General features: G+C 36.6%; 19 protein-coding genes. 17 read left to right on the top strand and 2 right to left on the bottom strand.

Going from position 1 to position 23826, the window contains the following annotated elements; genetic code table 11:
• Positions 1-177: 177 nt before the first annotated feature.
• From AC1MGI_RS19105 to AC1MGI_RS19085, 5 genes are all read left to right on the top strand, one after another.
• Complete coding sequence (locus AC1MGI_RS19105) at positions 178-1350, top strand: ROK family protein (protein WP_480347041.1); 1173 nt, start codon at positions 178-180, stop codon at positions 1348-1350.
• Between the two features lie 601 nt (positions 1351-1951).
• Positions 1952-5065 (top strand): alpha/beta hydrolase domain-containing protein, encoded by a 3114-nt coding sequence (locus tag AC1MGI_RS19100; protein WP_480347039.1) that lies wholly within the window; start codon positions 1952-1954, stop codon positions 5063-5065.
• 342 nt (positions 5066-5407) lie between these two features.
• On the top strand, positions 5408-5662 hold the full coding sequence (locus AC1MGI_RS19095; protein WP_480347038.1) for a hypothetical protein: 255 nt from the start codon (positions 5408-5410) through the stop codon (positions 5660-5662).
• Positions 5663-6693: 1031 nt separating this feature from the next.
• Complete coding sequence (locus AC1MGI_RS19090) at positions 6694-6837, top strand: YwzD family small protein (RefSeq protein WP_480347036.1); 144 nt, start codon at positions 6694-6696, stop codon at positions 6835-6837.
• 409 nt (positions 6838-7246) lie between these two features.
• Entirely contained in the window at positions 7247-7771 is a 525-nt protein-coding gene (locus AC1MGI_RS19085; RefSeq protein ID WP_062177599.1) for a type 1 glutamine amidotransferase domain-containing protein, read from the top strand.
• Positions 7772-8305: 534 nt separating this feature from the next.
• Here the strand turns inward: AC1MGI_RS19085 and AC1MGI_RS19080 are convergent.
• A complete protein-coding gene (locus AC1MGI_RS19080; RefSeq protein WP_480347034.1) occupies positions 8306-8977 on the bottom strand; it encodes a GntR family transcriptional regulator in 672 nt (223 codons plus the stop codon).
• Positions 8978-9240: 263 nt separating this feature from the next.
• On the opposite strand from AC1MGI_RS19080, the gene AC1MGI_RS19075 reads away from it, so the two are divergent.
• From AC1MGI_RS19075 to AC1MGI_RS19020, 12 genes are all read left to right on the top strand, one after another.
• Entirely contained in the window at positions 9241-10377 is a 1137-nt protein-coding gene (locus AC1MGI_RS19075; RefSeq protein ID WP_480347032.1) for an SIS domain-containing protein, read from the top strand.
• Between the two features lie 22 nt (positions 10378-10399).
• Positions 10400-10807, top strand: coding sequence for a secondary thiamine-phosphate synthase enzyme YjbQ (locus AC1MGI_RS19070; protein ID WP_062177608.1), 408 nt, complete (start codon positions 10400-10402; stop codon positions 10805-10807).
• Positions 10808-10822: 15 nt separating this feature from the next.
• Positions 10823-12169, top strand: coding sequence for an ABC transporter substrate-binding protein (locus AC1MGI_RS19065; protein WP_480347030.1), 1347 nt, complete (start codon positions 10823-10825; stop codon positions 12167-12169).
• Positions 12170-12248: 79 nt separating this feature from the next.
• On the top strand, positions 12249-13109 hold the full coding sequence (locus AC1MGI_RS19060; RefSeq protein ID WP_480347028.1) for a carbohydrate ABC transporter permease: 861 nt from the start codon (positions 12249-12251) through the stop codon (positions 13107-13109).
• Between the two features lie 17 nt (positions 13110-13126).
• Positions 13127-13969, top strand: a complete 843-nt coding sequence (locus tag AC1MGI_RS19055) for a carbohydrate ABC transporter permease (RefSeq protein ID WP_480347026.1) — start codon at positions 13127-13129, stop codon at positions 13967-13969.
• A 23-nt stretch (positions 13970-13992) separates the two neighbouring features.
• The gene (locus AC1MGI_RS19050; protein WP_480347024.1) at positions 13993-16110 is read left to right on the top strand and encodes an ADP-ribosylglycohydrolase family protein; all 2118 of its coding nucleotides are present in this window, start codon (positions 13993-13995) and stop codon (positions 16108-16110) included.
• Between the two features lie 17 nt (positions 16111-16127).
• On the top strand, positions 16128-18230 hold the full coding sequence (locus tag AC1MGI_RS19045; RefSeq protein ID WP_480347023.1) for an ADP-ribosylglycohydrolase family protein: 2103 nt from the start codon (positions 16128-16130) through the stop codon (positions 18228-18230).
• A 24-nt stretch (positions 18231-18254) separates the two neighbouring features.
• Entirely contained in the window at positions 18255-19172 is a 918-nt protein-coding gene (locus AC1MGI_RS19040) for a carbohydrate kinase family protein (protein ID WP_480347021.1), read from the top strand.
• Positions 19173-19174: 2 nt separating this feature from the next.
• On the top strand, positions 19175-20131 hold the full coding sequence (locus AC1MGI_RS19035) for a nucleoside hydrolase (protein WP_062177630.1): 957 nt from the start codon (positions 19175-19177) through the stop codon (positions 20129-20131).
• Positions 20132-20165: 34 nt separating this feature from the next.
• On the top strand, positions 20166-20468 hold the full coding sequence (locus tag AC1MGI_RS19030) for a PfkB family carbohydrate kinase (RefSeq protein WP_480347019.1): 303 nt from the start codon (positions 20166-20168) through the stop codon (positions 20466-20468).
• Between the two features lie 60 nt (positions 20469-20528).
• Entirely contained in the window at positions 20529-20756 is a 228-nt protein-coding gene (locus AC1MGI_RS19025) for a hypothetical protein (RefSeq protein ID WP_480347017.1), read from the top strand.
• A complete protein-coding gene (locus AC1MGI_RS19020) occupies positions 20669-20896 on the top strand; it encodes a PfkB family carbohydrate kinase (protein ID WP_480349883.1) in 228 nt (75 codons plus the stop codon). The genes AC1MGI_RS19025 and AC1MGI_RS19020 overlap by 88 nt, the downstream gene beginning before the upstream one ends.
• A gap of 236 nt (positions 20897-21132) precedes the next feature.
• Here the strand turns inward: AC1MGI_RS19020 and AC1MGI_RS19015 are convergent, their stop codons facing one another.
• The gene (locus tag AC1MGI_RS19015) at positions 21133-23640 is read right to left on the bottom strand and encodes an NEW3 domain-containing protein (RefSeq protein WP_480347015.1); all 2508 of its coding nucleotides are present in this window, start codon (positions 23638-23640) and stop codon (positions 21133-21135) included.
• Positions 23641-23826 lie beyond the last annotated feature (186 nt).

Here is a 23826-nt window from a genome sequence, read left to right as displayed (position 1 = left end):
TATATTTATTAGTATCATTGAAAACGGTTAATGGTATCGTTTTCAACTTGATATTTGCATTGTATCAGCAAAAACTTAGTTTGTCTATCGAATGAACTAAGTTTTTCTTTTTCTTTTTAATATGGTATAAATAGAGTAAAGAAACCGTTTTAGATCGTTAATTTGAGGAGAAATGATATGACTTGGAATCAACAATTAGTAAAAGTAAATAATAAATCAAAAGTATTAGAAACGATTAAGGAACAAGCTCCATTATCCCGTGCGGATATCTCACAACAATTAGGACTAACGAAAGGCACGATTTCCTCATTAGTTAATGAGTTATTAGCAGAAAACATTTGTTATGAGACTGGTCCTGGTGTATCTAGTGGGGGCAGACGTCCAGTCATGCTGCTCTTTAATGAATGTGCTGGATACTCGATCGGCATCGATTTGGGTGTGAATTATATATTAGGGGTGCTAACTGATCTTTCAGGCAACATCGTTCAGGAGAAGATGAAGACAATCAATAATATGGACTATGAAATGGCCATGATTGCGATGAAAAAGATGATTCAATTTTTACTAGATTCTGCACCTACGAGTCATTATGGTGTTGTAGGAATTGGAATTGCCATACCCGGGATTGTCGGTAATGGGGGCGACCATATATTACTCGCACCTAATTTAGGTTGGAAAAATATCCATTTAAAACAAGAGATTGAAAAGGAATATAACCTGCCTGTTGTCATCGAAAATGAAGCAAACGCTGGTGCATATGGCGAAAAGCGGTTCGGAGCAGGTAGAGAATTTGAGAATCTCATCTATTTAAGTGCTGGAATCGGTCTTGGTGTAGGGTTTATTTTGAATAATGAATTGTATCGAGGAGCGGAAGGGTTTTCGGGAGAAATGGGCCATATGATTATTGATATACATGGTAAAGAATGCAGCTGTGGAAGTGCAGGATGCTGGGAGCTGTATGCATCCGAACAAGCATTATTAAACCAAGCCAAGGACGTAAAATCGATCAATCAAGCAGAGTTAAACTTGGAATCATTAGTTCAACTAGCAACAGAAAATGAGGAAATAAACTCTTTATTTGCTCAAATTGGTAGATACTTAGGCTTTGGACTGACGAATATTATTAATACGTTTAATCCACAGCAAATCATTATTGGCAATCGATTAGCACTGGCAAAAGACTTAATCGTACAACCAATCGCCGATGTTGTCGAACGTCATTCATTAAGATATAATCAAACAAACTTAAAGATTAGCTTTGCAGAATTAACCAACTATTCTGCGGCACTAGGCGTTTCGGCCTATGTAACCGAATTTTTTTTGAAATCAGATTTACAAGAATCTAAATAAAAAGTTTACATGTTCTTGAAAAGAAATTGAAACGGGTCCGATTTAATGAAAAGTCCTTATAAAAAAAGGGCTTTTTTATTTAACTTATTATCTAGCAGGGGAAATTATGAGGTAGTGTATAAAACTGTGATTAAACATATTACTTTGGTGAAGTTTGTCTTAAGACAAGCTTATACTACGATGAATCTGATAAACACAATCGGTGTCAAGATATAGCAGTCTTCCGGACCAAAAGGCAATTCTAAGTTTCCATGAGTATGAATGGATCACTGTAAAAAAACATGCGCTTTCTTTCCGATGATAGAGACCAAACTCGTAATCCACTGACCAATGTGAAATTAATTTTATAATTATATATTTTTAAAAATCGAAATATTCGCAATATACCAAAGGGGGTTATATACTAGATTTATCGGATTTTTTCATCCGCTATTATTAGTAGAATAGGAGGGGTTATGAAAAATATAGATCTGCAGACAACGATCTAAGTTTGAGGAACACTACGACAAAGTTTATTCTAAAAAGGTGTGGGGTAACCTGAATCCTCAATGACAGCACTAACAACATCGTTTTAAAAAAGTAGAGAAAATGGAGGGATCATATGAAATTTGGTAGAAGGAGTGCCGCTGCGGTTCTTTCAATAATCTTGTTACTAGGACTTCTTTGCGGAAGCTCTTTTGTAATGGCCTCTAGTAATAGTGATGATCTAGTATATTCTGCACAAGCAAATCGACATAGTGATGGTGCAAAAATAAAGAAAAATATGAAAGCGCTTCCTTCGGTTAGAGAGATTCCATATGGAGAGGGAATGACTTTCCATAGCGAACCTACTTCCATTAGTCATCCATTTAGCTCGATGTATAGTTCTAGCGGTCGTGTAGACATTTGGAATGACTATGGCTATGAGGAAAAAGAGTTTTTCATGTCAGGTAAAGCAAATGTATATGACATCAATAAAAAAGATGACCCATCCATAAAATCATTAGGCAATGATTATACAACAAGGCTACTAGTAAGATTCCCCAAGGATGCGTCTAAATTCTCTGGTCGAGTTTATGTAGATATTTTAAATGCTTCTAGCGGTGTAGATTTGGAAGATACTTTTGGCAGAAGCTATGATTGGTACATGAACGAGGGGCATGCCTATATTGGGATTACTTCGAAAACTGATACGATTAATGCACTAAAGAAATTCGATAGTAACAGATATGCAGATTTAAACTGGAAAGTAAATGGAGTAGATGAAAACGGGCTGGTTTGGGATATGATTTCTCAACTAGGTACTAAGCTTCGAGACAAAAGTGCAGGTGATATATTGGGTGGCCTAGACCCGAAATATGTGTATTTATCCGGTCAAAGTCAATCAGGTTTTTATTTGAATACGTACATCACATTATTTGATGATTTCCTGAAAAAATCCAATAAAAGAAAGCCGTTGTTTGACGGCTATTTGAATTTAGTAGGACCTGGAACAACCAATGTACGTTCGAATGGACCGAAGCCATCTGTTACGTATTCAGAAACGAGTGTTCCATATATCGTGATTATGTCTGAATTTGAACACCGGTTTGGAAGCTTAACAGAATATCCTGAGTATGAAAGAAAAAAAGACTCAAATTCTAAGAAAAATAAGTTTAGATTCTATGAGGTTGCAGGTACTCCTCATACTGATCCTACACTCGCAGTTATTCCCAATAGCGCTGAAATTGCTCTTGGTAACGGGAAGGGCAGACCACCCAAGGAGTATGATGCGGGACATTATGAAAGCGATTTAAATCTTCAGATATTTGTGAATGCTGCCCAAGAAAACATGCATAAATGGGTAACGAAAGGGATACCTGCTCCATCTGCTCAAGGCAAATGGATCGATTACAAAAAGACTAAAACGAAAGGGAAAACATTATATACTCCTAAAACGGATGAACACGGAAATGCATTAGGTGGAATCCGTGCACCGATGATGGAGTATCCAATTGCAACGTATTATGCGAGCAGAAATGGATTGCCTTTTGAGACAAATGGAAGCATGGTATTTTTTACAGCAGATAAAATAGCAAAATTATATCCTGATTTTGAAAAAGATTATAAAAAGCCATTCATAAAACAAGCAAAAAAACTATTGGATACAGGTTATATTTTACAAGAAGGTTATGATAAACTGGTAAATTATGTTAATGAAAAGAAAGGCTTCGGCGGACCAGATGCTGAGAAAATTTCCGCTATAGCGAATGCTAAGCCAACAAAGATTGTAGAAAAAACGTTTGATCATGAAGCGATTGGTTTTCATCCAGAAAAACAACCCGATGTAGAGGCGAATCCAAATCTAAGTCATCCATATAATTCGATGTTGTCATCTGTCGGTTCTGTAGATATATGGGGAGATTATGATTATACAGAAAAGGAATTTTTTCTTTCTGGTAATGCCAATGTGTATGAGGTTGGCAAAATCGAAGGCAATGATGTTCCGACGATTAAGAGTGGACCTCATGATTATACAAATCGGATCATCGTTCGTATGCCTAAGAATATGAAGAATTTTTCGGGTGCTGTTTATATCGATATTCTAAATGCATCCAATAATTCGGATATGGAAGATACATGGAGAAGAAGCTGGGAATATTACATGCAAAATGGTCATGGTTATATAGGCATTACATCTAAAAATGTCAATGTTTCAGCGCTGAAAAAATTTGATCCTGTAAGATATGCAGACATTGATTGGGGTGCTGATCAGGCTGGTAAATATGAAAACGGATTATTCTGGGATATGTTATCGCAGCTTGGCGTCGCTTTACATGATAACGAACAAAGCGCACAAATCCTTGGAAAAAAACCAAACTTTGTTTTCCTTGGCGGGCAAAGCCAATCTGGAATGTATCTGAATACTTATACAAATACCTTCCAGCCATACTTATATGATGCAAAAAAGAAAGAATACTTGTTTGATGGCTACTATAATTGGGTGGGTCCGAGACCGACTTCTTTGACACCACCTTTACAACCAGTGCCAAGTACAAATGAAAACAGTCCACAAACCATTTTTAAGGCAATGGGTGTTCCAAACATTGCCATTATGTCTCAAGCGGAATTTAAGGCTAAAGAAGCGAATCCTTCTACTTATAAGTCAAAAAAGGATCAAAACAGTGAGTATGATATTTTTAGACTATATGAAGTAGCGTCGACGCCTCACTCAGATGCGATATCGCCGATTATTCCAAATAATGATGCGATTGTTAAGGCTGGGGCAAAGGCTAGACTATACCCAACTAGTCCATTACCTAATACGATTAAGAGTGATTTGCACATTGATATGTTTGTAAGTGGAGCATTGCAAAACTTGTATGATTACGCTGTTGCTAAAAAGGCTAATCCACATGCAGATCCTAAGAAGTATTTCCCGTCTGCCGACGATCGATGGGTAAATATAGATCCTGCAACAGGAACATTCACAAGAGATGTGGATGGCAATGTAGTAGGAGGAATTCGTCACCCTCTCGCTGATCACCCAATGGCTACTTATATGGTAGAAAGTGATTTTATGACAATGTTTACTAACGAAAAGTTAAAGAATCTATATGGCACAAGAGAAAACTGGGTAGCTAAGATGAACGCTTCTGTCGATCAATTACTTGCAGAGGATTTAATCCCACAAACAGTTGCTGTCTCGTATAAGAAAGTCATTGCTGAGAATACAAGCCCTTGGAATCAACAATAAAATGGTATCGTAACAAATGCTCGGAGTGCCAGGTTTTGGGTGTTTCGAGCATTTGTTTTTGCCGATGAAATGGAATAAAAACGTCCATGAGCGTCTGATCCCAACCCAATGATGAAAAAGGTTCAGGTTCTCAATTTGTATCACTTTATGAAGGCGGCGATGCGGAGCTGATTTTGCAAAGTCTCGCCCTTTTCCACAGAAGAGAGCGTTATTACTTTGTTCTTAACTTCTATTACCTAAAATATTATTTAGATAGGAAAGTTTAAAAGGCATTTAGCTAAATAATCACAATATACTTAATTAAAGGAAGGAAGGGAATATTTAAGAAAGTAGGTGTAGTTGTTGGATAGTAGACAAAAAAAGGCGATTGTTATTGCAGGTTTATTTGGCATTATCTTAACAATAGCTATTCTTTGTGTTTACCTAACTTCGCCAAAAGAAAAAGTGGAAGAAAAGCCTGTTACTCAAGTTGAAGTACTGGAAAAAGTTCATACAGGTGGAACAACGCTGCCGGCGTCTGAGGACTTATTGACAGAGGAACAGATAGAAGGTGAACCGGCTTATATTTCTGAGGATGTGGTAACGAATAAGGAATAAAAATAAAAGGACTGACCAGACGTGTAATTACTGGTCAGTTTTTTTCAAATATGGAATTTTAATAACGGGTTGAGTTGTATGGAAGAAATCATAAGGCTCTTTTACATACGTAATATTCGGATTGTTGAACTACCCACCACTTAATTTCCAACGAAATTTGAAGTGGGGATTCCTGTGAACACCCGTGTATCCACCAGTTATTGAGCAGGCTCTACTCGTAGTCCCTACGGTGAAAACTTTTAGAATCTTGTACGTTGGACTCACCGCACGCTCTGCTCTGCTCTGCTTGGTTTTCACTACTTCGATACGTGCGGAGCTAGAACGTTGAAGATTTTACGCAACAGACGATTTTCCTGTTGCAACCTCCTATCTTCAGTTTTCAAAGAGCATTTGTACAAATATAGAACAGAACAAACACTCGTGTTGTTCAACGGTTTAGGCTAACGCCGACCGAAATTCATCTCCCACCTACTCATTGGGGTATGCCCTTCACATTCGTTGAGGAAGGAGTCATCTTTCGGGAAATGATAAAAATTGTTTTGATTATAATGTTCTAGTTGTCGCTCGTATACCTAGATTCTGGCTCGTAATCTTGTTCAGCGGTATCGATGGCTTGAATATCATGTGATTTTCCCCTGAATTTTTTCCATATTATTCATGATTATGATTGATGCTATAAGGGTACATGATTGTTAAAGGTTCCGCTTTTTGTCCTATTATCAGAATTTTGTCGAAAAGTTTTAAAGGAGTGCTTAGGTTAATATGATAAAATGGTAAAATAATTGATTAATAGGATTTGAAGGTTAATTGTTTTCTGCTAGTTTTATGGAAGGAATAAGAATATGTAGGGAATGGGGAAAGCTCGCGTTATGATGCGAACGTGAAAGACCATTTTCTAGTTTCTTATGAAATGAGAAGAGGGCGTCCCAAACGACTATATACCTGTTTATATTACGTGAAAGTAAACGGTGTATAGAGAGTCAGATCCTTCTGGGACAACTTTTTCGTACATATACGAGGGAGAATTTATCATGGATGCAAGTATAACAAAGGAAGATTTTTATCACATTCTCAAAGAAGCTTTTGACAAAGGAGAATCGGAGAGGGATGTAACAGTCAATGAGTTAGTAGAAGAATTGACTTTAAAACTCCAGGCAATATTACTAGAGGCATAAGGAAGATGTAGTGAATTTGTATCATTATATATCAGAATTTTAAAATATCATCCCGAATTAACAGAAAGTCAAGACCCCCATCTCAAGGCTTAGAAGAATCGAAGAAACGTAGGTGGGGGAGGAAGAGCCCCCACTATAGCCAATAAACGGAATGAGGAACGCTATCAGGGAAGCGTGGAATCAACAATCCATGCTAGTTGTTCCACTTCCTTTTTAGATAAACAGTCGAGTAAGCTGACTGTTGTCATATCTTACTCATCCATTAAATCCACAAAATAACTCTATGCATGGTATATATTTTCCATTGTAACCTGTGTTTCTCAAATTAACCTAGAAAGTTAACTTGTAGAAGCAAAAAAGTTCAAGATGGTGTAAAATAGTAATAAGAACTAGAAAGGGAGGTTGTCATATGCGATTAGAAGGAAAGAAAGTTATTAGTTTGGTTCATCATGAATGTGAAGATTTAGAGCTTTGGTATCCGATTCTCAGACTTCGAGAAGAGGGAGCGATTGTCCATCTTGCTGGTGAAGTGGCAAATGAGACATATATCGGCAAATACGGTGTGCCAGCAGAATCTGATTTGGCATATGGTGACGTCAATCCAGAAGATTATGATGCCATTCTAGTACCTGGAGGTTGGGCGCCTGATAAAATCAGAAGGTTCCCTGAAGTGATTTCATTAATCCAAGAAATGGATGCCAATGAAAAACCGATTGGCCAAATCTGTCATGCAGGCTGGGTATTGATCTCTGCTAAAATTTTGCAAGGCAAAAACGTAACAAGTACACCGGGCATTAAAGATGATATGGAAAATGCGGGTGCCAATTGGTATGACGAGCCGGTTATTACAGACGGACATCTTATCTCAAGTCGCCGTCCACCAGATCTACCGGATTATTTAAGAGAGTTTATTAACGTATTAGAAGCGAAATAATAGAACGTTTTATAGTAAAAGCGGGAGTCCTGATAATAGGGCTTCCGCTTTTGTATTTTATAAATCGGATAGTTGTGGGCATAACCACGTTTTGTATTGAAAATCAAATTTTGTAATCCATAACTTAAATTTCTGGGAAGTTTTGACTCCCTAAATTTGGATCTGGCGCGCAAATTTGATTTCCTCACTATCAGCTCAATGCTTCATCTCCTATCACTATTTTGCTCTTCATAAAAGCGCTAAGAATGCTAAACGAAGGAAATATAGAATTCAATAGGCTGTAGATAAAAAAGTTAGAGTAAATCGTCTTATACTTCGTTACATTCTATCAGACGGTCTTGGGGAGGATAGATATTCCGTGAATAATGGCAACCCAATGTGTAAAGCCAAGTACTAATAACCAACTTAAAATTTTCTTGGATGATGAAACATCTTTCTTTCCTCAGTTATCCCCCTGACACCATCTTATTAATTGTGATAAGTTAGTCCTGATAATGAGACGGAAATCCCCATTTTAGCTGTCTTGAATTTGCGTTATTGCATTGCATTTGTATTAAAAGTGAATTTTACACTATCACCTAACCATATTGTTTCTGAATATTCTAATGGAGTTTGATCATTTAAGTAGGAAATACTCTTTAGAAAAGTTGCAGGGACAGTGTATTGAACATTTAATAGCTTCATATCTGCTGCATTTGGAATGATGGATTGTATAGAATTTTCAATATTTACAGGTGTTAGATTATAGTTTTTTGAAAGAGTTGTACTTAGGTGGTTACCTATTAACGGTTTATCTAGTATTTTAGGAACCATTGAGTCAGCTAACCACGATCTATTAAGTCCAATAGGTTTGTTATTGAATACAAATAGGCGTTTAATATAAACTAAATTTTCCTCTTCAGATATTTTTAAACATTCATTCACATGAGAAATAGGTCCACACATAGAAGATGTTAATAGTACTGGAATAATATTATTCCCACTCTGTTCTAGCTTAGCATTTAATGCAGTTGGTAAACTGAAATCATGAACGAAAGGTTTCGGGTTATATTTAACAAAAACGCCTTTACCTTGAATTTTATTAATAATTCCTTCTCTTTTCAATTCCTCTAAAGCCTGTCTTAATGTAACACGACTAATGTCATATTCCTCTGTTAGTTTTGCTTCTGAAGGTATCTTTTCATTTTCTTTCCATTCATTCTTCATAATACGTTCTCTTATATTAGTTGCAACCTGATGATAAATTGGTACAGGCGAATCTTTGTCGATAGATATTCGATTAGTGTACACCACATAATCCCCTTTTTCATATAGTTGTATGGTTATATATACAATTGATTGTAAATGATTATGAAATAAATTCAAAGTTTACTGATCAATTTGAAAAAATAAAATATTTGGATTGATAATCATTGTATGGTTGTGTTAATGTTAATACAAGTTAAAAATATGTGAATGGAGGGTAACTTATGCGAGATTATGATAATGCAATGAGAAACCAAGTGTTTAGTTTACCTAAATTATTAAAAGAACAGTATGAGGATTTAGAGCCTAAAACAAGAAAGCTATTAACCACTCCTGAAATCTTTTCCATTCAAAAGATTGTGATTACAGGATGTGGAGATTCTTTCGCGGCAGGATTAGCGACAAAACACATCTTTGAACTATTAACAGGTATCCCAACTGAAGTCGTAACATCCATTGATTTAAGTAGATTGTATGCGGAAAATCAATTAGGAAATTCCCCAAATAACCCATTTATTTTTGCAGTCAGCCACTCTGGTACAGTAGCAAGAGTAGGTGAATCAGTAGAACGTGCGAATAAATATGGTGCTTATACAATTGGAATAACATCTAATAAAGACTCTTATCTTGGAAAAACTGCGAAAAAGACATTAGATTTAGATATTCCAAAATTCGAGTCAAGCCCGGGGGTCCGCAGTTATTTAGTGTCAGTCCTATCACTGCTTTTAATAGCCATTAGAATTGGTGAGGTTAGAGGGAAATACACGATGGATGTTGCTATGGATTATAGAAAAGACATTTTAACACAAGCGGATCTACTAGAAGAATCACTTACTTCCATGGATAGTAAAGCATTAGCACTCGCTTTGGAATGGTCCGAAATGGAAGCGTTTGATTTTATAGGTTCAGGTTTTGATTATGCCACAGCATGGTATGGGCACGCAAAGATATTTGAAGCTGTTGGGAAGTATGCGATGCACATTAACACGGAAGAGTGGTTACATCTGAACTTCTTTATGAGAAACTTTTCGAAAATTGGAACAGTAATGATAGCCAATTCTACAAATCCCAGTTTGTCTCGAGCAATAGAAACCATCAACTATTCGCTTGAACTCGGCCGTCCAACATTAGTTATTTCAGATCTAAAGGAAAAAGCATTTGCAGAAGGTTGCACGGTAATAGGAACACCGATATCAAAATACCCTATTTCGATTCCTTTAACACAATTTGTTCCATTAGCCTTGCTGAGTGGCTATATTGCGAACATGATCGGTGAAGAAGATGGTAGGGGATGTAAAGATAATTGGTCATTTGCTCAACATGGAAATGCCGTTAAAAATAGTGAAATCATTGTAAAATAAGAAATGAAAAGAGGATTTACTAATGCTGAAAAATTTCACGTTGCGAACTAAAGAACATGATGTAATCAAACTAAACGATGATATTGTTGAATTTGTTAAAAATAGTGGTGTAGAAAGTGGGACATGCGTCATTTATACGCCACATACAACGGCGGGATTAACCATTACTTCATATTGGGACCCAAGGGGATTAGAAGATTTACAAGATGAAATACGAAGAATCGTTCCAACGAGAATTGACTTTAAGCATCAACATGATACTCCACAAGATGCAGCGGGTCATGTTAAATCTTCATTAATAGGTGTTTCAATGAGCTTAATCATAGAGAATAGTGACTTATTACTTGGACACTCTCAAGGAATCTATTTTCTAGAATTCGATGGACCTAGAAATAGAGAATATTTCGTGAAGGTTCAATCAGACAGATAAAATGGAGGTAGACCAATGAAAAAGAAATTAGTTGGCTTAGTTACAATATTCTTGGTGATGGTAATATTCGCTGGGTGTTCAAACGATAGTAAAACAACAGCAGATGGAAAAGAAATCATAACTATGTGGTTCTGGGGAGCGCCTCCTGAACATCAAGAAACCCTAAAGAAAGTATTAATTGATAAATACAATAAATCGCAAAATGAATATGAATTAAAGATTGAATATAGAAATTCAGTTGATAAAGATATTTCAGTAGCCCTTTCTTCAGGTAAGGGTCCAGATATTGTATACGGTTCAGGTCCATCATTTGTCATTCCGCTAGCAGAGGCTGGGAGAATTGAAAATTTAGACAAGTATGCTGAAAAATATGGTTGGAAAGATAGAATCTTAGATCCTATCTATGAATCTGGTACTGTGAATGGAAGTCTTTATAGCTTAGGTAATTCATTGAACACAGTTGGTATTTTTTATAATAAAAAGGTTTTAAAAGATAATAATTGGCCGGAACCAAAAACTATCGAAGAATTAGAGAAAATTATGGATGAGGCAATTGAAAAAGGAATGTATGCTTCGGTAACAGGAAATAAGGGATGGAAACCAGTTAACGAAAATTATTCATCACTGTTTTTAACCCATTTTGCTGGTGGTGAAAAAGTTTACGAAGCCTTGACTGGAACGACTAAATGGACGGATCCTACAATTATTGACGCGTTAGATACTTCTGCTGATTGGTATAAAAAAGGCTATTTAGCAGGAAAAGATTATACAAACCTTACGTTTAATGAAGCAACACAGTTATTAGCTGATGAAAAGGCTCCGTTTTTCTTTGGTCCTTCTTTAGTATACCAATTTGCAGCTCAATCCTTTTCAGGAGACAAGGCGAAAGATTTAGGATTTATGGCTTTTCCAACTAAAGATCATCAAACAAATGAACCTTATTATACTTTAGGTGTCACAGCAACGTTGTCCATTAATGCTCAATCAAAACACAAGGATGAAGCTGCAAAAATTCTAGATACTATGATGACTAATGAGTTTATGAATGAAATGACGAAAACATGGCCTGGTTATTGGGGGGTCCCTTTAAAAGACCTACAAATTGATACTAGCGACATGCCAGAATTGTCAAAAGCATACGCTGAAACAATAAAAAATATGGTGGATGGTGTAAATAAAGGTCACTTTGGTTATTATTCAGGTGTATTCTTACCACCAGCAACACAACAAATTTTCCTAGATATTGAATCGATTTGGAATGAACAAATGACTAGTACAGAGTTAATGAAGAAAGTGCAAGTAGAGTTTGATAAAGAAAAAGAAAAAGGCTTAGTACCACCGATACCAAAACCTTCTGAGTAACAATAGAAAATGGGACACTCAAATTTATTTGAAATCGTCCCATTTTTATCCTAATGGAAGTAGAGAGGGGTCATTGCTGATGAGAAATACAGTCAATTATTTTCTAATATCCCCAGCATTACTAATTAGTATATTAATAGTATTTATCCCTGGATTATTAACAGTAATCGTTGCCTTTACCGACTGGAATGGAGTTTCAACAACACCAAATTTTGTTGGTGTTCAAAATTTTAATGAATTATTTGTAGATAGCATATTTTGGAAGGCGTTGTTAAATAATGCAAAGTGGACATTAATGTTCGTAACAGTTCCGATTGTAATAGGACTACTTACGGCTATGATGTTACTAAAAAGAAAAAAAAGTAAGAGTGCCTATCAATTAATCTTCCTCTTTCCTTATATTTTAGCACCAACCACAAATGCAATTTTATGGTTGAATATTATCTTCAATCCAGTTTCAGGAGTAATTGGTTACTTACAAGAGATTGGAATTCCGATTGATTCTCCATTATCATCGGTCGATACAGCGTTATATGCAGTAGCATCTGTAGATATTTGGCATTATTGGGGTTTCCTAACGGTCGTTTATTTAGCTGCACTTCGGCAAACTCCTACTGAACAAATTGAAGCCGCTTACTTAGAAGGTTGCAATGGTTGGCAAATCTTTAGATATGTGTATTTTCCTAGTATTAGGCCTACGTTCAATATAATGTTTGTGATGATTATTATCTTCTCTTTCCTCACCTTTGATTATGTTTACTTATTAACTGGTGGAGGTCCATCACATTCTACTGAAATGTTAAGTACCTATGCCTATACATTTGCTTTTTCGGCATTTCAAGTAGGAAAAGCAGCTGCCATTGCTTTATTTATGAGTTTCTTCGGATTGTTAGCTTCATGTCTATATATTTGGATGAGTAGAAATGATTTGAAAAATTAAGAGATGGAGGAAATATCATGAAAAGTAGTTCGTTGGCAAAGAAGAAACAGACGTCTGTCTTATCACATGTGATTTTACTGTTATTTTCCATTTCTGCTTTAGCTCCATTGTCACTTGTGTTATTAAATAGTTTTAAAAATCAAACTGAAATTATCAGAAATCCTCTGTCTTGGCCAAAAGCATTAAATATTTCAAATTATGTTGATGCTTGGCATGCAGCGAATTTTAGTACAGGATTTATCAACAGTATTTTGCTTACTGGAACGACAATCGTGATTGTATTAATAGCGTCAGGTCTTGCTGGGTATGTATTAGCAGGAAAAAAGATAAGAGGAACTCAAGCAGTCACGATCTATTTCATGGTCGCAATGACGATTCCGATTCAGTTATTTCTCTTTCCTTTATATTTTGTATTAGCAAAATTTAATTTAATAGGAAATATCTATGCTGTTAGTTTTATTTTAGCTGCTGTAAATATGCCGCTTGCCACTTTCTTAATGCGGACATTTTTTATGAATATACCAACAGAATTAGAGGAATCAGCAAGAATAGATGGCGCTTCAACATTTAATTTGATTACAAAAATAATGTTTCCTTTGGTGAGACCAGGATTGATTACAGTTAGTATTATTGTTGGAATTTCTGTATGGAATGAATTTTTGATTACATCTACATTTCTACAGGGGCAAGAAAACTTCACAGCAACTTTAGGATTTTTATCATTGAATAATACGTACAATACAAATCAAGGATTAATGATGGCTGCTTCTGTCTTAATGATTGCCCCCTTAATTGTTTTCTTCTTAGTCGTTCAAAAGTACTTTATTGAAGGATTAGTAAGTGGGTCCGTTAAAGGATAAAAAAGAAAAGGGTGTTAATGAAAATGAGTATATCAAAATATGAATATCAGATTTATTCGGGAGTTTTAGGGAAGATCATAGGCGTATATTTAGGACGACCTATTGAAGGCTGGACATATGATTCTATCTATGAATCGTTTAAAGACGTTAATCATTTCGTGCATCGACAAGTAGGAGTCCCATTGATTGTACCAGATGATGATATCTCAGGAACATTCGTTTTCTTTAGAGCATTGGAAGATTATCAATTTAATAAAAATTTGTCTGCGGCACAAATTGGTGATACATGGCTCAATTATATAATTGAAAATCAAACGGTATTGTGGTGGGGTGGATTATCTAGATCAACAGAACATACGGCTTTTCTAAGACTGAAAAATGGAATAAACGCCCCCATAAGTGGTTCAAGTGAGTTGAATGGAAAAAGTATGTCGGAACAAATTGGTGCTCAAATATTTATCGATAGTTGGGCAATGGCATGTCCGAATAACCCTGAATTAGCAGTCGATTTTGCTAGAAAAGCTGCAAGTGTGAGTCATGATGGGATAGCTGTTGATGCAGCGTGTCTATTGGCGCATATGGAAGCTAGTGCGTTTGAAGAAAAAAATGTTGATAGATTACTAACGAATGCCCTGTCTGTTGTGAATAATGTTGAACTTACTACAGTCGTTACAGATTTAGTTCAAGAATGTCGAAATGCTACGGATTGGCGAGAAGTTAGGGAATGGATTTCAATGAACCATGGCTATGATAAATATCCTGGAAGTTGTCCGATGGTGACCAATCATTTGGTGGTTATTATGGCTTTATTCATGGCTGGAGACGACTTTCAAAAATCAATTATGATTGCAGCATCAGCAGGATGGGATACTGATTGTAATGCAGGTAATGTAGGGTGTCTTAATGGCATACGTTTAGGGCTTGAGGGACTAAGTAAAGGACCAGACTATCGAAAATCTGTTTCTGATCGAATGTATGTTGTCTCAGCAGATGGTGGTAGCTGTGTGACGGATGCTGTCATTGAAACAAGAAAAATAGTGAAAGCAGCTTATGCACTTAATGGGGAAGAGATACCTCCCAAAATGAAACGTTACTCTTTTGAATACCCTGGTTCAACACAAGGATTTACACAATATGAAGACTTCCTTGAAGAATTGGCAACTACGAAAATATATAATTACAATACAACCTCAAAAGAAAATGGATTGGTTATTGAGTACGATCATTTAGCAAAAGGAAACCATTCTACTGTTTCATTGGATACTTTTGTTGAATTGGAATCAAGAGGAAAAGAAGGAACTAGCTACTTTGAAGTTTTAGCTTCCCCTAGCTTATATTCTACACAGGAAATAGAAGTGGAAGTTCTATCAATGAATGAACTACAACCAATTTTAACATTTTTTATTGATATATATGATCAAGAAGATGAAATTCAAACTTTATACAGTGATTCCTATATTCTGGAGAAGGGAAACAATCGATTGCAATGGTCTCTTCCCCATACACAAGGACATGCTATTTATAGATTAGGCATCCGATTAACAAGTAATGAAAGAATCGATGGCCGTGTAGTCATAAAATCGATAGATTGGAACGGGGCACCCAAGTCTTTTGAATTAAAAAAAGCGATAGAGTTAACGCCAAGTCTAACACCTTGGACGACAAATACAACATGGATTAAATCATTTATGAGCTCTGCGGATCATTTTAATCCTGATTATGCTGAAACTTTTTCTATTTCTCATTCAACTAATAACGGAGTTGTAACAATAGGGTCAAAGGAATGGAAAGATTATTGCGTGTCATCAGAAATTATTTTTACAAATCAAGAATCAGCTGGACTTGTAGCAAGATCGAGCGGTCATAGAAGGTACTATTCTGTGCTTTTTTACAAAGATAAAATGATGATCGGAAAACAAAAGGATCACGAGTATGTAAATTTAGCTCAAAAAGAATTCGATATGAAGCTGGATGCGCGTTACAAGGTATCGTTTTCTGTAAGAGGCAATGTGTTAGAAGTAATGGTAGACGGTGAAAAAAAGCTTCATGCAATAGATGATGAGTACTGTAACGGTAGCTCAGGTTTCGTAGTGAACTCAGGTGCAATCTTAGCTAATGGATTTAAAGTGGTGTCTAGCTAAATTTGGAGGTGTTCTTTATGGCAAATCATAATTATGCTGAATTAACATACGCAGGAGTATTAGGGAAGCTAATCGGTGTCTATCTTGGAAGGCCAGTAGAAGGGTGGGCATATGAAAAAATCCAAAGCGAATTTAATGAAATAAATTACTATGTTCATGAAGAGTGTAAAGTCCCATTAATTGTTGCCGATGATGATATATCAGGAACATTTGGATTTTTTAAAGCACTAAAAGATTATAATTATAAAGATTTAACGGCCGAAAAATTCGGAGATACTTGGTTAAATTACATTATTGAAGATAAAACCGTACTTTGGTGGGGGGGCTTGGGACGTTCAACCGAGCATACGGCATTTTTACGATTAAAAAATGGAGTAAAAGCCCCAATGAGTGGATCTATTGAAATGAACGGTCAAACACTAGCCGAACAAATTGGCGCACAAATATTTATTGATGCTATTGCTATGAGCTGTCCGAACGATCCTGATCGAGCAGTTGAGTTGATAAAGGCTTCAGCAAGTGTGAGTCATGATGGTATGGCTGTTGAGGCAGCATGTTTTCTAGGTGCCATGCAAGCGATGGCATTTGAAGAAAAAGAGATAAGCACCCTTTTAGATAGGGGTCTTGAGTATATAAGAAATCCATTCTTAAAACATGCCATTCAAGAAACGAGAGAAGTCTGTAATAAAGAAAAGGACTGGAGAAAAGTACGTGAGTTTTTAGACAGTAAATATGGCTATAAACAGTTCCCGGGATGTTGTCATATTATACCTAATCATTTAATGGTATTAGTATCATTTATTTTAGGAGAAGACGATTTCCAAAAATCAATCATGATCGCAGCATCTGCAGGATGGGACACTGATTGTAATGCAGGGAATGTAGGTTGTTTAAATGGTATACGTTTAGGGTTAGACGGAATAGGTAAAGGACCCGATTATAGAAATCCAGTGAGAGATATGATGTTTGTCGTCTCTGCCGATGGTGGATCAGTGGTCACGGACGCTGTAAAAGAAACACATAAAATTGTCGAAGCAAGTAAGAGATTAATTGGCGGAAATTATGAGCGAGAAGAAAAAGCATATACATTTGATTTTAGAGGGTCTACACAAGGATTTGATTTGTGTCCATATTCAACAAATCACACAAACTATTCAAAAATCTACAATTCCAATGAGGTATCAGATGAAAATGGTTTGCTTATTGAGTGTAGTGGGGTCGCAAAAGGACTGAGTGTTCATGTATCAACACCAGTATTTATTGATTTTGATAAATTAGCAGTAAACTTTTCGACTACAGCGTCCCCGACGTTATACGCGTCTCAAAAAGTAACGTCAACCATTCATTATCATGATTCTAAAGAAGTGCAGATTAAGCATTATGTACTATATTATGACATCAATAATGAAGTTCGGCGGTTTGAAAGTGAGCCTACTTCATTACAACAAGGTGAAAATAAAGTTGAATGGGTTGTCCCTGATACAGAAGGTATGGCTATTTTTAGAATGGGATATGAAATTCTTTCCGAAGACAGATTTGACGGCAGTTTAGTAATAAAGGACATCGATTGGAATGAAGCACCAAGTCACTTTTATCAAAAAGGGATGATGATGACATCCATTTGGAGTACTACTCCATTTTGGTTGTATTCTTGGTCAAGTTCAGCCAAACATTTTGCTGCTGATTTTAAATACACATATTGTATTTCACATCATGAGAAGAATGGCGTCGTAACGATAGGGACACAGGACTGGAAAAACTATTCAGTAGAGTCTGCACTAGAATTCAGTTTACATGAGTCAGCTGGATTAATAGTAAGAAGTAATGGTCATCGTAGATATTATGCAGCTAAGTTTGTAAATGGCAAACAAATCGTTATTGTTTGTAGGAAAGATAATGAAGAACGAATCCTTGGTTCAGTAGATTTTGAATATGAACATGACAAATTGTACAAGATGGAATTTTCAGCAAATGAGAACATGTTATCTGTATCAGTTAATGGCCAAAAGTTAATCCAATTAATTGATAGAATCAATACGTATGATCGTGGTGCAGCCGGCTTTATCATCGATAATGGATCGATGGTTGCAGATGGATTCTCTGTTAAAAATATAATGTAGTGTAAGTATATGAGGTGATGATGGGTGTCTAAATATTTAATCGTATCCACAGCTGTGACAGATGAAACTCATAAAAAAAATAGTTCAGAGGTTAAATATGCTCTCGGTGGAGCAGGCATTTATGCGTTGGCTGGTGCGAAAATTTGGTCTGACGACATATCGATTCTGACAGGTGTAGGAGAAGACTTTCCAAATCTTCATTTTGAGTGGTTCCAAAATAACGAACTACCTACACAGAATTTGATAATTAAGGATGCGAATACACCAAGAACCATCATTCAATATGAAGATGAAGAGAATCGAACAGAAACACCTTTTTACGGAGCCAAGCATTATCAAAAAATGAATGCTTCAGTGAGAGAAATTGAGGAAGCTGTTTCATGTGATACGGAAGGTATTTATATATTTAAAGGTCACGATGAACAATTTTGGAAAGAATTTTTCATCCTAAATGAGCAAAAAAAATTCAAAATTTTGTGGGAGCTTAATGCAGATTCTGCACACTTTGATTTTAATGAACAAGTTAAAAGGATTGTTGAGAAAATTGATGTATTTTCGTTAAATGAAAAGGAAGCAAAATCCTTATTTGCTGAAAGTGATTTAGATGTTGTTATTGAAAGATTGAGAGAATGGAACATTAACACCATATTTTTAAGAGTCGGATCAAAGGGAGCTTATATGCTAACGAAGAATGATTTGGTCAAAATAAACAGCGTAAAGAACATACATGTTGTTGATGTAACTGGTGGTGGAAATAGTTCGTCTGCAGGGGTATTAATTGGACTTTGCGAAAATCGTTCTTTAGAAGAGATGGGATTAATGGGGAGTATAAGTGCAGCTATCTGCATTGCACAAGAAGGTGTGCCGAGCAAGATTGATGAGAAAACAAAAGAAACAGCAAAAGAAATCTTACAAAAAATGATGGCCAAGAAAGGTGAATGAACATGACAGAATTGAAGAAAGTATTAATTGATTGTGATCCAGGAATGGATGATTCTTTAGCCATAATCGTAGCATGTAAATCTGGGGCTCTTGATGTAAAAGCCATTACGACTGTTTCAGGAAATTATCATGTTGATGTAACACAGGTAAATGCGAGAAAAACACTTGAATTATTGAATAGGACAGACATACCAGTAGCTAGGGGGATGGCTAAACCAATTGTACGAGATTTAGCAAGTGATCCTTTTACACATGGTGAAGACGGTCAAGCCGATGCAAACCTTCCAGATCCTACAATGGAACTTGCGGACCAACATGCTGTAGACTTAATTATAGATACAGTAAAAAAATATCCAAATGAGTTATATATAGCAGCACTAGCGCCATTAACAAATATAGCGATGGCCTTCTTAAAGAGTCCGGAAATCATTCCAATGATTAAAGGTATATATGCTATTGCAGGAGCATTTGGATTGAATAAATATTCTTCAGCAAATGCAACTGGTGACAATCCTCAAAGTGAATGGAATGTGTATGTTGACCCGGAAGCGGCTGACATCGTATTTAAATCAGGGGTTCCTTTGACTGCGATTGGATTAGATGTAGCAACACATTTTGATGTTAATTTTTCAGAGCAGCATCTACTTACATTAGAGTCAGCAAAAACAAAAGAGGCAGATTTCTTATTAAACATGATTAATTTTGTTAACAATAGAGGGTTTGAATCGTATTGTGTGCTCATTGATTCTATGGCAATCGGAGCAATTATCGATGAATCTATTATTAAAACATTGAAAGGGAAGGTAGGCATTGAGACTAAAGGTGAAATTACACTGGGGATGACAGTTTTAGACACGAGACATCACCATACATGGAACGATCTACCCGAAGTTGATATCGCATATGAAGCTAATTATGAGAAATTCCTGGGAATTGTAATGGATGCTGTTTTAAAATAATCAAGCGGTTGCTGCTGCAAGATTAGGTGGTAAAGTGAATTTTGTAGGAAATGTGGGTAGAGATATCTTAGGGAAAGAACTTCAAGAGAATCTATCGAATGAAGGAATTAACATTGATTTTATCAGTATAGACAAAAATAAACGAACGGGTGTAGCTACTTTCATTGTATCTGAAGGGGATAATAGTATTATTGTCGTCCCAGGTGCCAATTACAATTTAACTCCTTCAGATGACCAACATGTCAAAACACTTTTAGCGAGCGGTGATATTGTCATTGTTCAATTGGAAATTTTATCAGAGACGGTAGAAGAAGTACTTAACATTTGTCATGAATAAAATGTTCCAGTTCAATTAAATCCAGCACCAGCGTCTTCATGCACAAAGGAAATGATTGATATGGCAACCTATATAACACCTAATGAGACGGAATGTGTTGAATTATTTGGAGAATATTCGGATGACCTTTTAAAGAAATTTACAAATATATTAATCGTTACGCAAGGGGAAGCGGGAGAACCTACTACAATGGTTCAGAGATTGTTCAAGTTCATGGATATAAGACAACAGTTACTGATACAACGGGTGCTGGTGATACTTTTAATGGCTCATTTGGCTTTGCAATAAGTAAGGGCTTTACATTTAAAGAGGCCATCCAATTTGCAAATGCTTCAGCATCACTTTCTGTGGAGAGACTAGGGGCCCAGCAAGGAATGCCACCTTTACATGAAGTTAAAAAGCGATTAGAATGCTGGAAACATGATTAATATTGAAAAGTTATTGATACGCTCACCTTATCTATCGGTTTTTGAAATCACTTCATAACTAACTAGTGTCATTTTTAGTCTTGACTTCCTAAATTTAAATGAATGGTTTAATGAATTACCACGCCTTAAGTCAATATTAAACGCCAGTCATGAAAACATAGCCTCAGCTTCATGTCAGTCCCGACCTAACAAAAAGCCTATGCACACATCACGCATGCATAGGCTTATTCATGTATTTATTCGGCTCCGTAACTAATCATGTTTGTCAAAATTCGATAACCGCCTGGAACTTGGCCTTGGATTTGGCGGTAGAGGACAAGGTTCGTGTAGAGATAGGTTCCTTTTCCGTAATTAGCCATTAAAATACCACCATCAAAAGGTTCTTCATTTGGATCTGCCATAGAAATGAATGTCACAAAGCGTGGATCCCACTTCATAGGGAAGTATAATCCTCTTTCTTGAACCCAATTGTCCCAATCGCTCGTTGTTATTTTGTTCGGATAGTTGAAAAGCGCTGAGTCTGGTTTCAAGACGTTGACTACAGCTTTTTCATCGGTTACTCTCCAGCGAATGGAGGGATTACCAATTGTAAGTGGATAAGGTGCAGTTGTCTGTGCATCCCAGCCATCACCAGGTTTGTGATATTGCACAACAAGATGGCCGCCATTTTCTACATATTGCAGTAAGCGAGTATTATTAGCTTTTAAATCTTCGCGAGATAAGTATGCTCGAATACCTGTCACAATCGTATCGTATTGACTTAAATCGCCGGATGCTAAATCTGCTGCTGTTAGTTTCGTAATATTAAGACCTGCGTTACTTAAGTAATCGGCTACTTTGTCAAAGCCACTTTCAATATAACCGACTTTTAATGAAGCTGGTTTTAATAGCTCGAAAGCAACGGTGTTGATTGCTGCTGGATATTGATAATAGAAGGTGCCGATATGGTCATAGGAAATTTCTTGAATGGTAGAATTAAATGTTTTTCCATTGACCGTAGCTTGTGCCGTTAGTTTATACTCACCATTTTGAATCGTTTTCGGTGGTGTAAGGGTAAATTTCGCTTGTTTCTCTTCTGACATTTTCGTAAATGAAACGGTTGTTTTTGTAGGAGAAACTTTCCAATCTTTAGGAATGTTTAAACCGATGTTGGCTGATGCTTTTCCATTACGATAATTTTTCACGGTTACGGTTACGGGTATTTCTTTTTGCACGTCTGCAGTGTTGACGACGATGTCTTCAGGAGAAAGGGTAAGGCTGACGTCTGGCAGAACAGCGACGGTCCCTTCCAACTCCTCGGTTACCGTCGTTTTGGTATTTCCGAATACATACGAAATATTTGTTGTAAGCGCTGGTTCATGATAGGCGTGATAATAGTCTGCATCTTTTGGCACATCAATCTCATAAGTAATCGTCGTTGATTGATTTGGTGCTAGATTGATTGCTTTTGCCTTTGTTTTAGCTTTCCACCCTTTTGGCACCTCCAATGGAGCTGTGACTTTTTTCAACGTTTGTTTTCCTGTATTCTTCACGGTTACGGTTATGTTTGTTTCTTGACCTTTTGTCAGGATGGTAGAGGCTGCTTTTGCTTTTACATCTAGGCCTGAAGAGACATAGCTTACAGTTTGTAATTGCTCTTCTTTTAAGGAAAGTTTGTGAAGCAAATCATTTTTCAATTCCTTGGTTAACTTAGCTTTTTTAATTTGGGATGAAAGTGAACGGACATTAGACAGTGCAGTTTGTGATGTTGTGAAAACATGTTGTTCATTTGGATAGGCGGCAACAACCGTGTTCAAATTTCGTTGCACATTGATGAATTCAGTCTTTAATTTTGAAGCAGAGCTTGGGAGTTTGGCCGACCACTCGGTAAAATTATAAGGAACTCCGGCAAATAGATCTGACTTGTCATTCAGATCAACAGCAGTTTGTTTTAATTCTAGATGGATTTGGCGGGGGGCTGCTGGGATATCGGAGCCCATTCCTTGGCTTTTGTGCAGATAACGTGATTGCTCGCCTAGTTGTGGGTAGGTCATGCCATATATCGGATCATAGGCACCAATTTCGATAGATGTAGTCGCTTTCTCTTTAGTGGAAACAGGTAAATATAACTTTTTCACTTGCCAGACCGATAGATCTTGTTTCAATTGTTGCGGGAAAACAGTTGGATCAGCTGCATCTTTAAAAGCACGTTCACTTAAAATCGTCATGGTGCGATGATGGCCATGCTGAGTATCATCGTCTTGGAAGGAAGGCATGAGAATATCGGGCTGATATGTACGGATAAAGCGGATCAGCCGTTCATACGTTACATCTTCGCCCCATTTTGTTAATGTTTCTGCAGGTGTTTTCGAAAAGCCGAAATCATAAATTGGATCAGAGGTTGTTTCACTGAGATGATAGGCTTTTACACCAGTAATTTTCGCTGCTTCAATCATTTCTCTGGAGCGGATAATTCCTAGAGCATTGTCTAGTTCAGCGCCGATCTCATTTTGTCCGCCTTCCCCGCGGTTTGCGATCAGACTTGATGTTTTCACACCTAATCCCCTCGATAAAAAGGCGAGAAAATCGCTGCGTTCATCATCAGGATGAGCGCCACTGTTTAAGAATGTAACGGTCGTTTCAAGCGGTTTGACTGCATTCCACAACGCCACATCTGGTTTGTTCGATTCGTTTGCACTACCCATGATCGGTACGAGTGAAAATACGATCACGAGAGAAAGCAAAGTGATTAAAACCTTTTTCATACTTGTAACCCCTTTCGATTTTAGTTAAGCTTCTTTGAAGACTATGCCTAGTAGGTTAGTAATATTACCTAACGAACTGAATAAAAAAGCTTATCTAAATAAATAGCACGCTTGGTTATAATTGTAAATGATACTTAATAACTATTAAAAACAGAATATTTAAAATGATTAAAAAATAACTTGTTC

Source organism: Peribacillus sp. BM1 (genome assembly GCF_056679975.1).
This window is presented reverse-complemented; position numbering and strand designations above follow the sequence as displayed.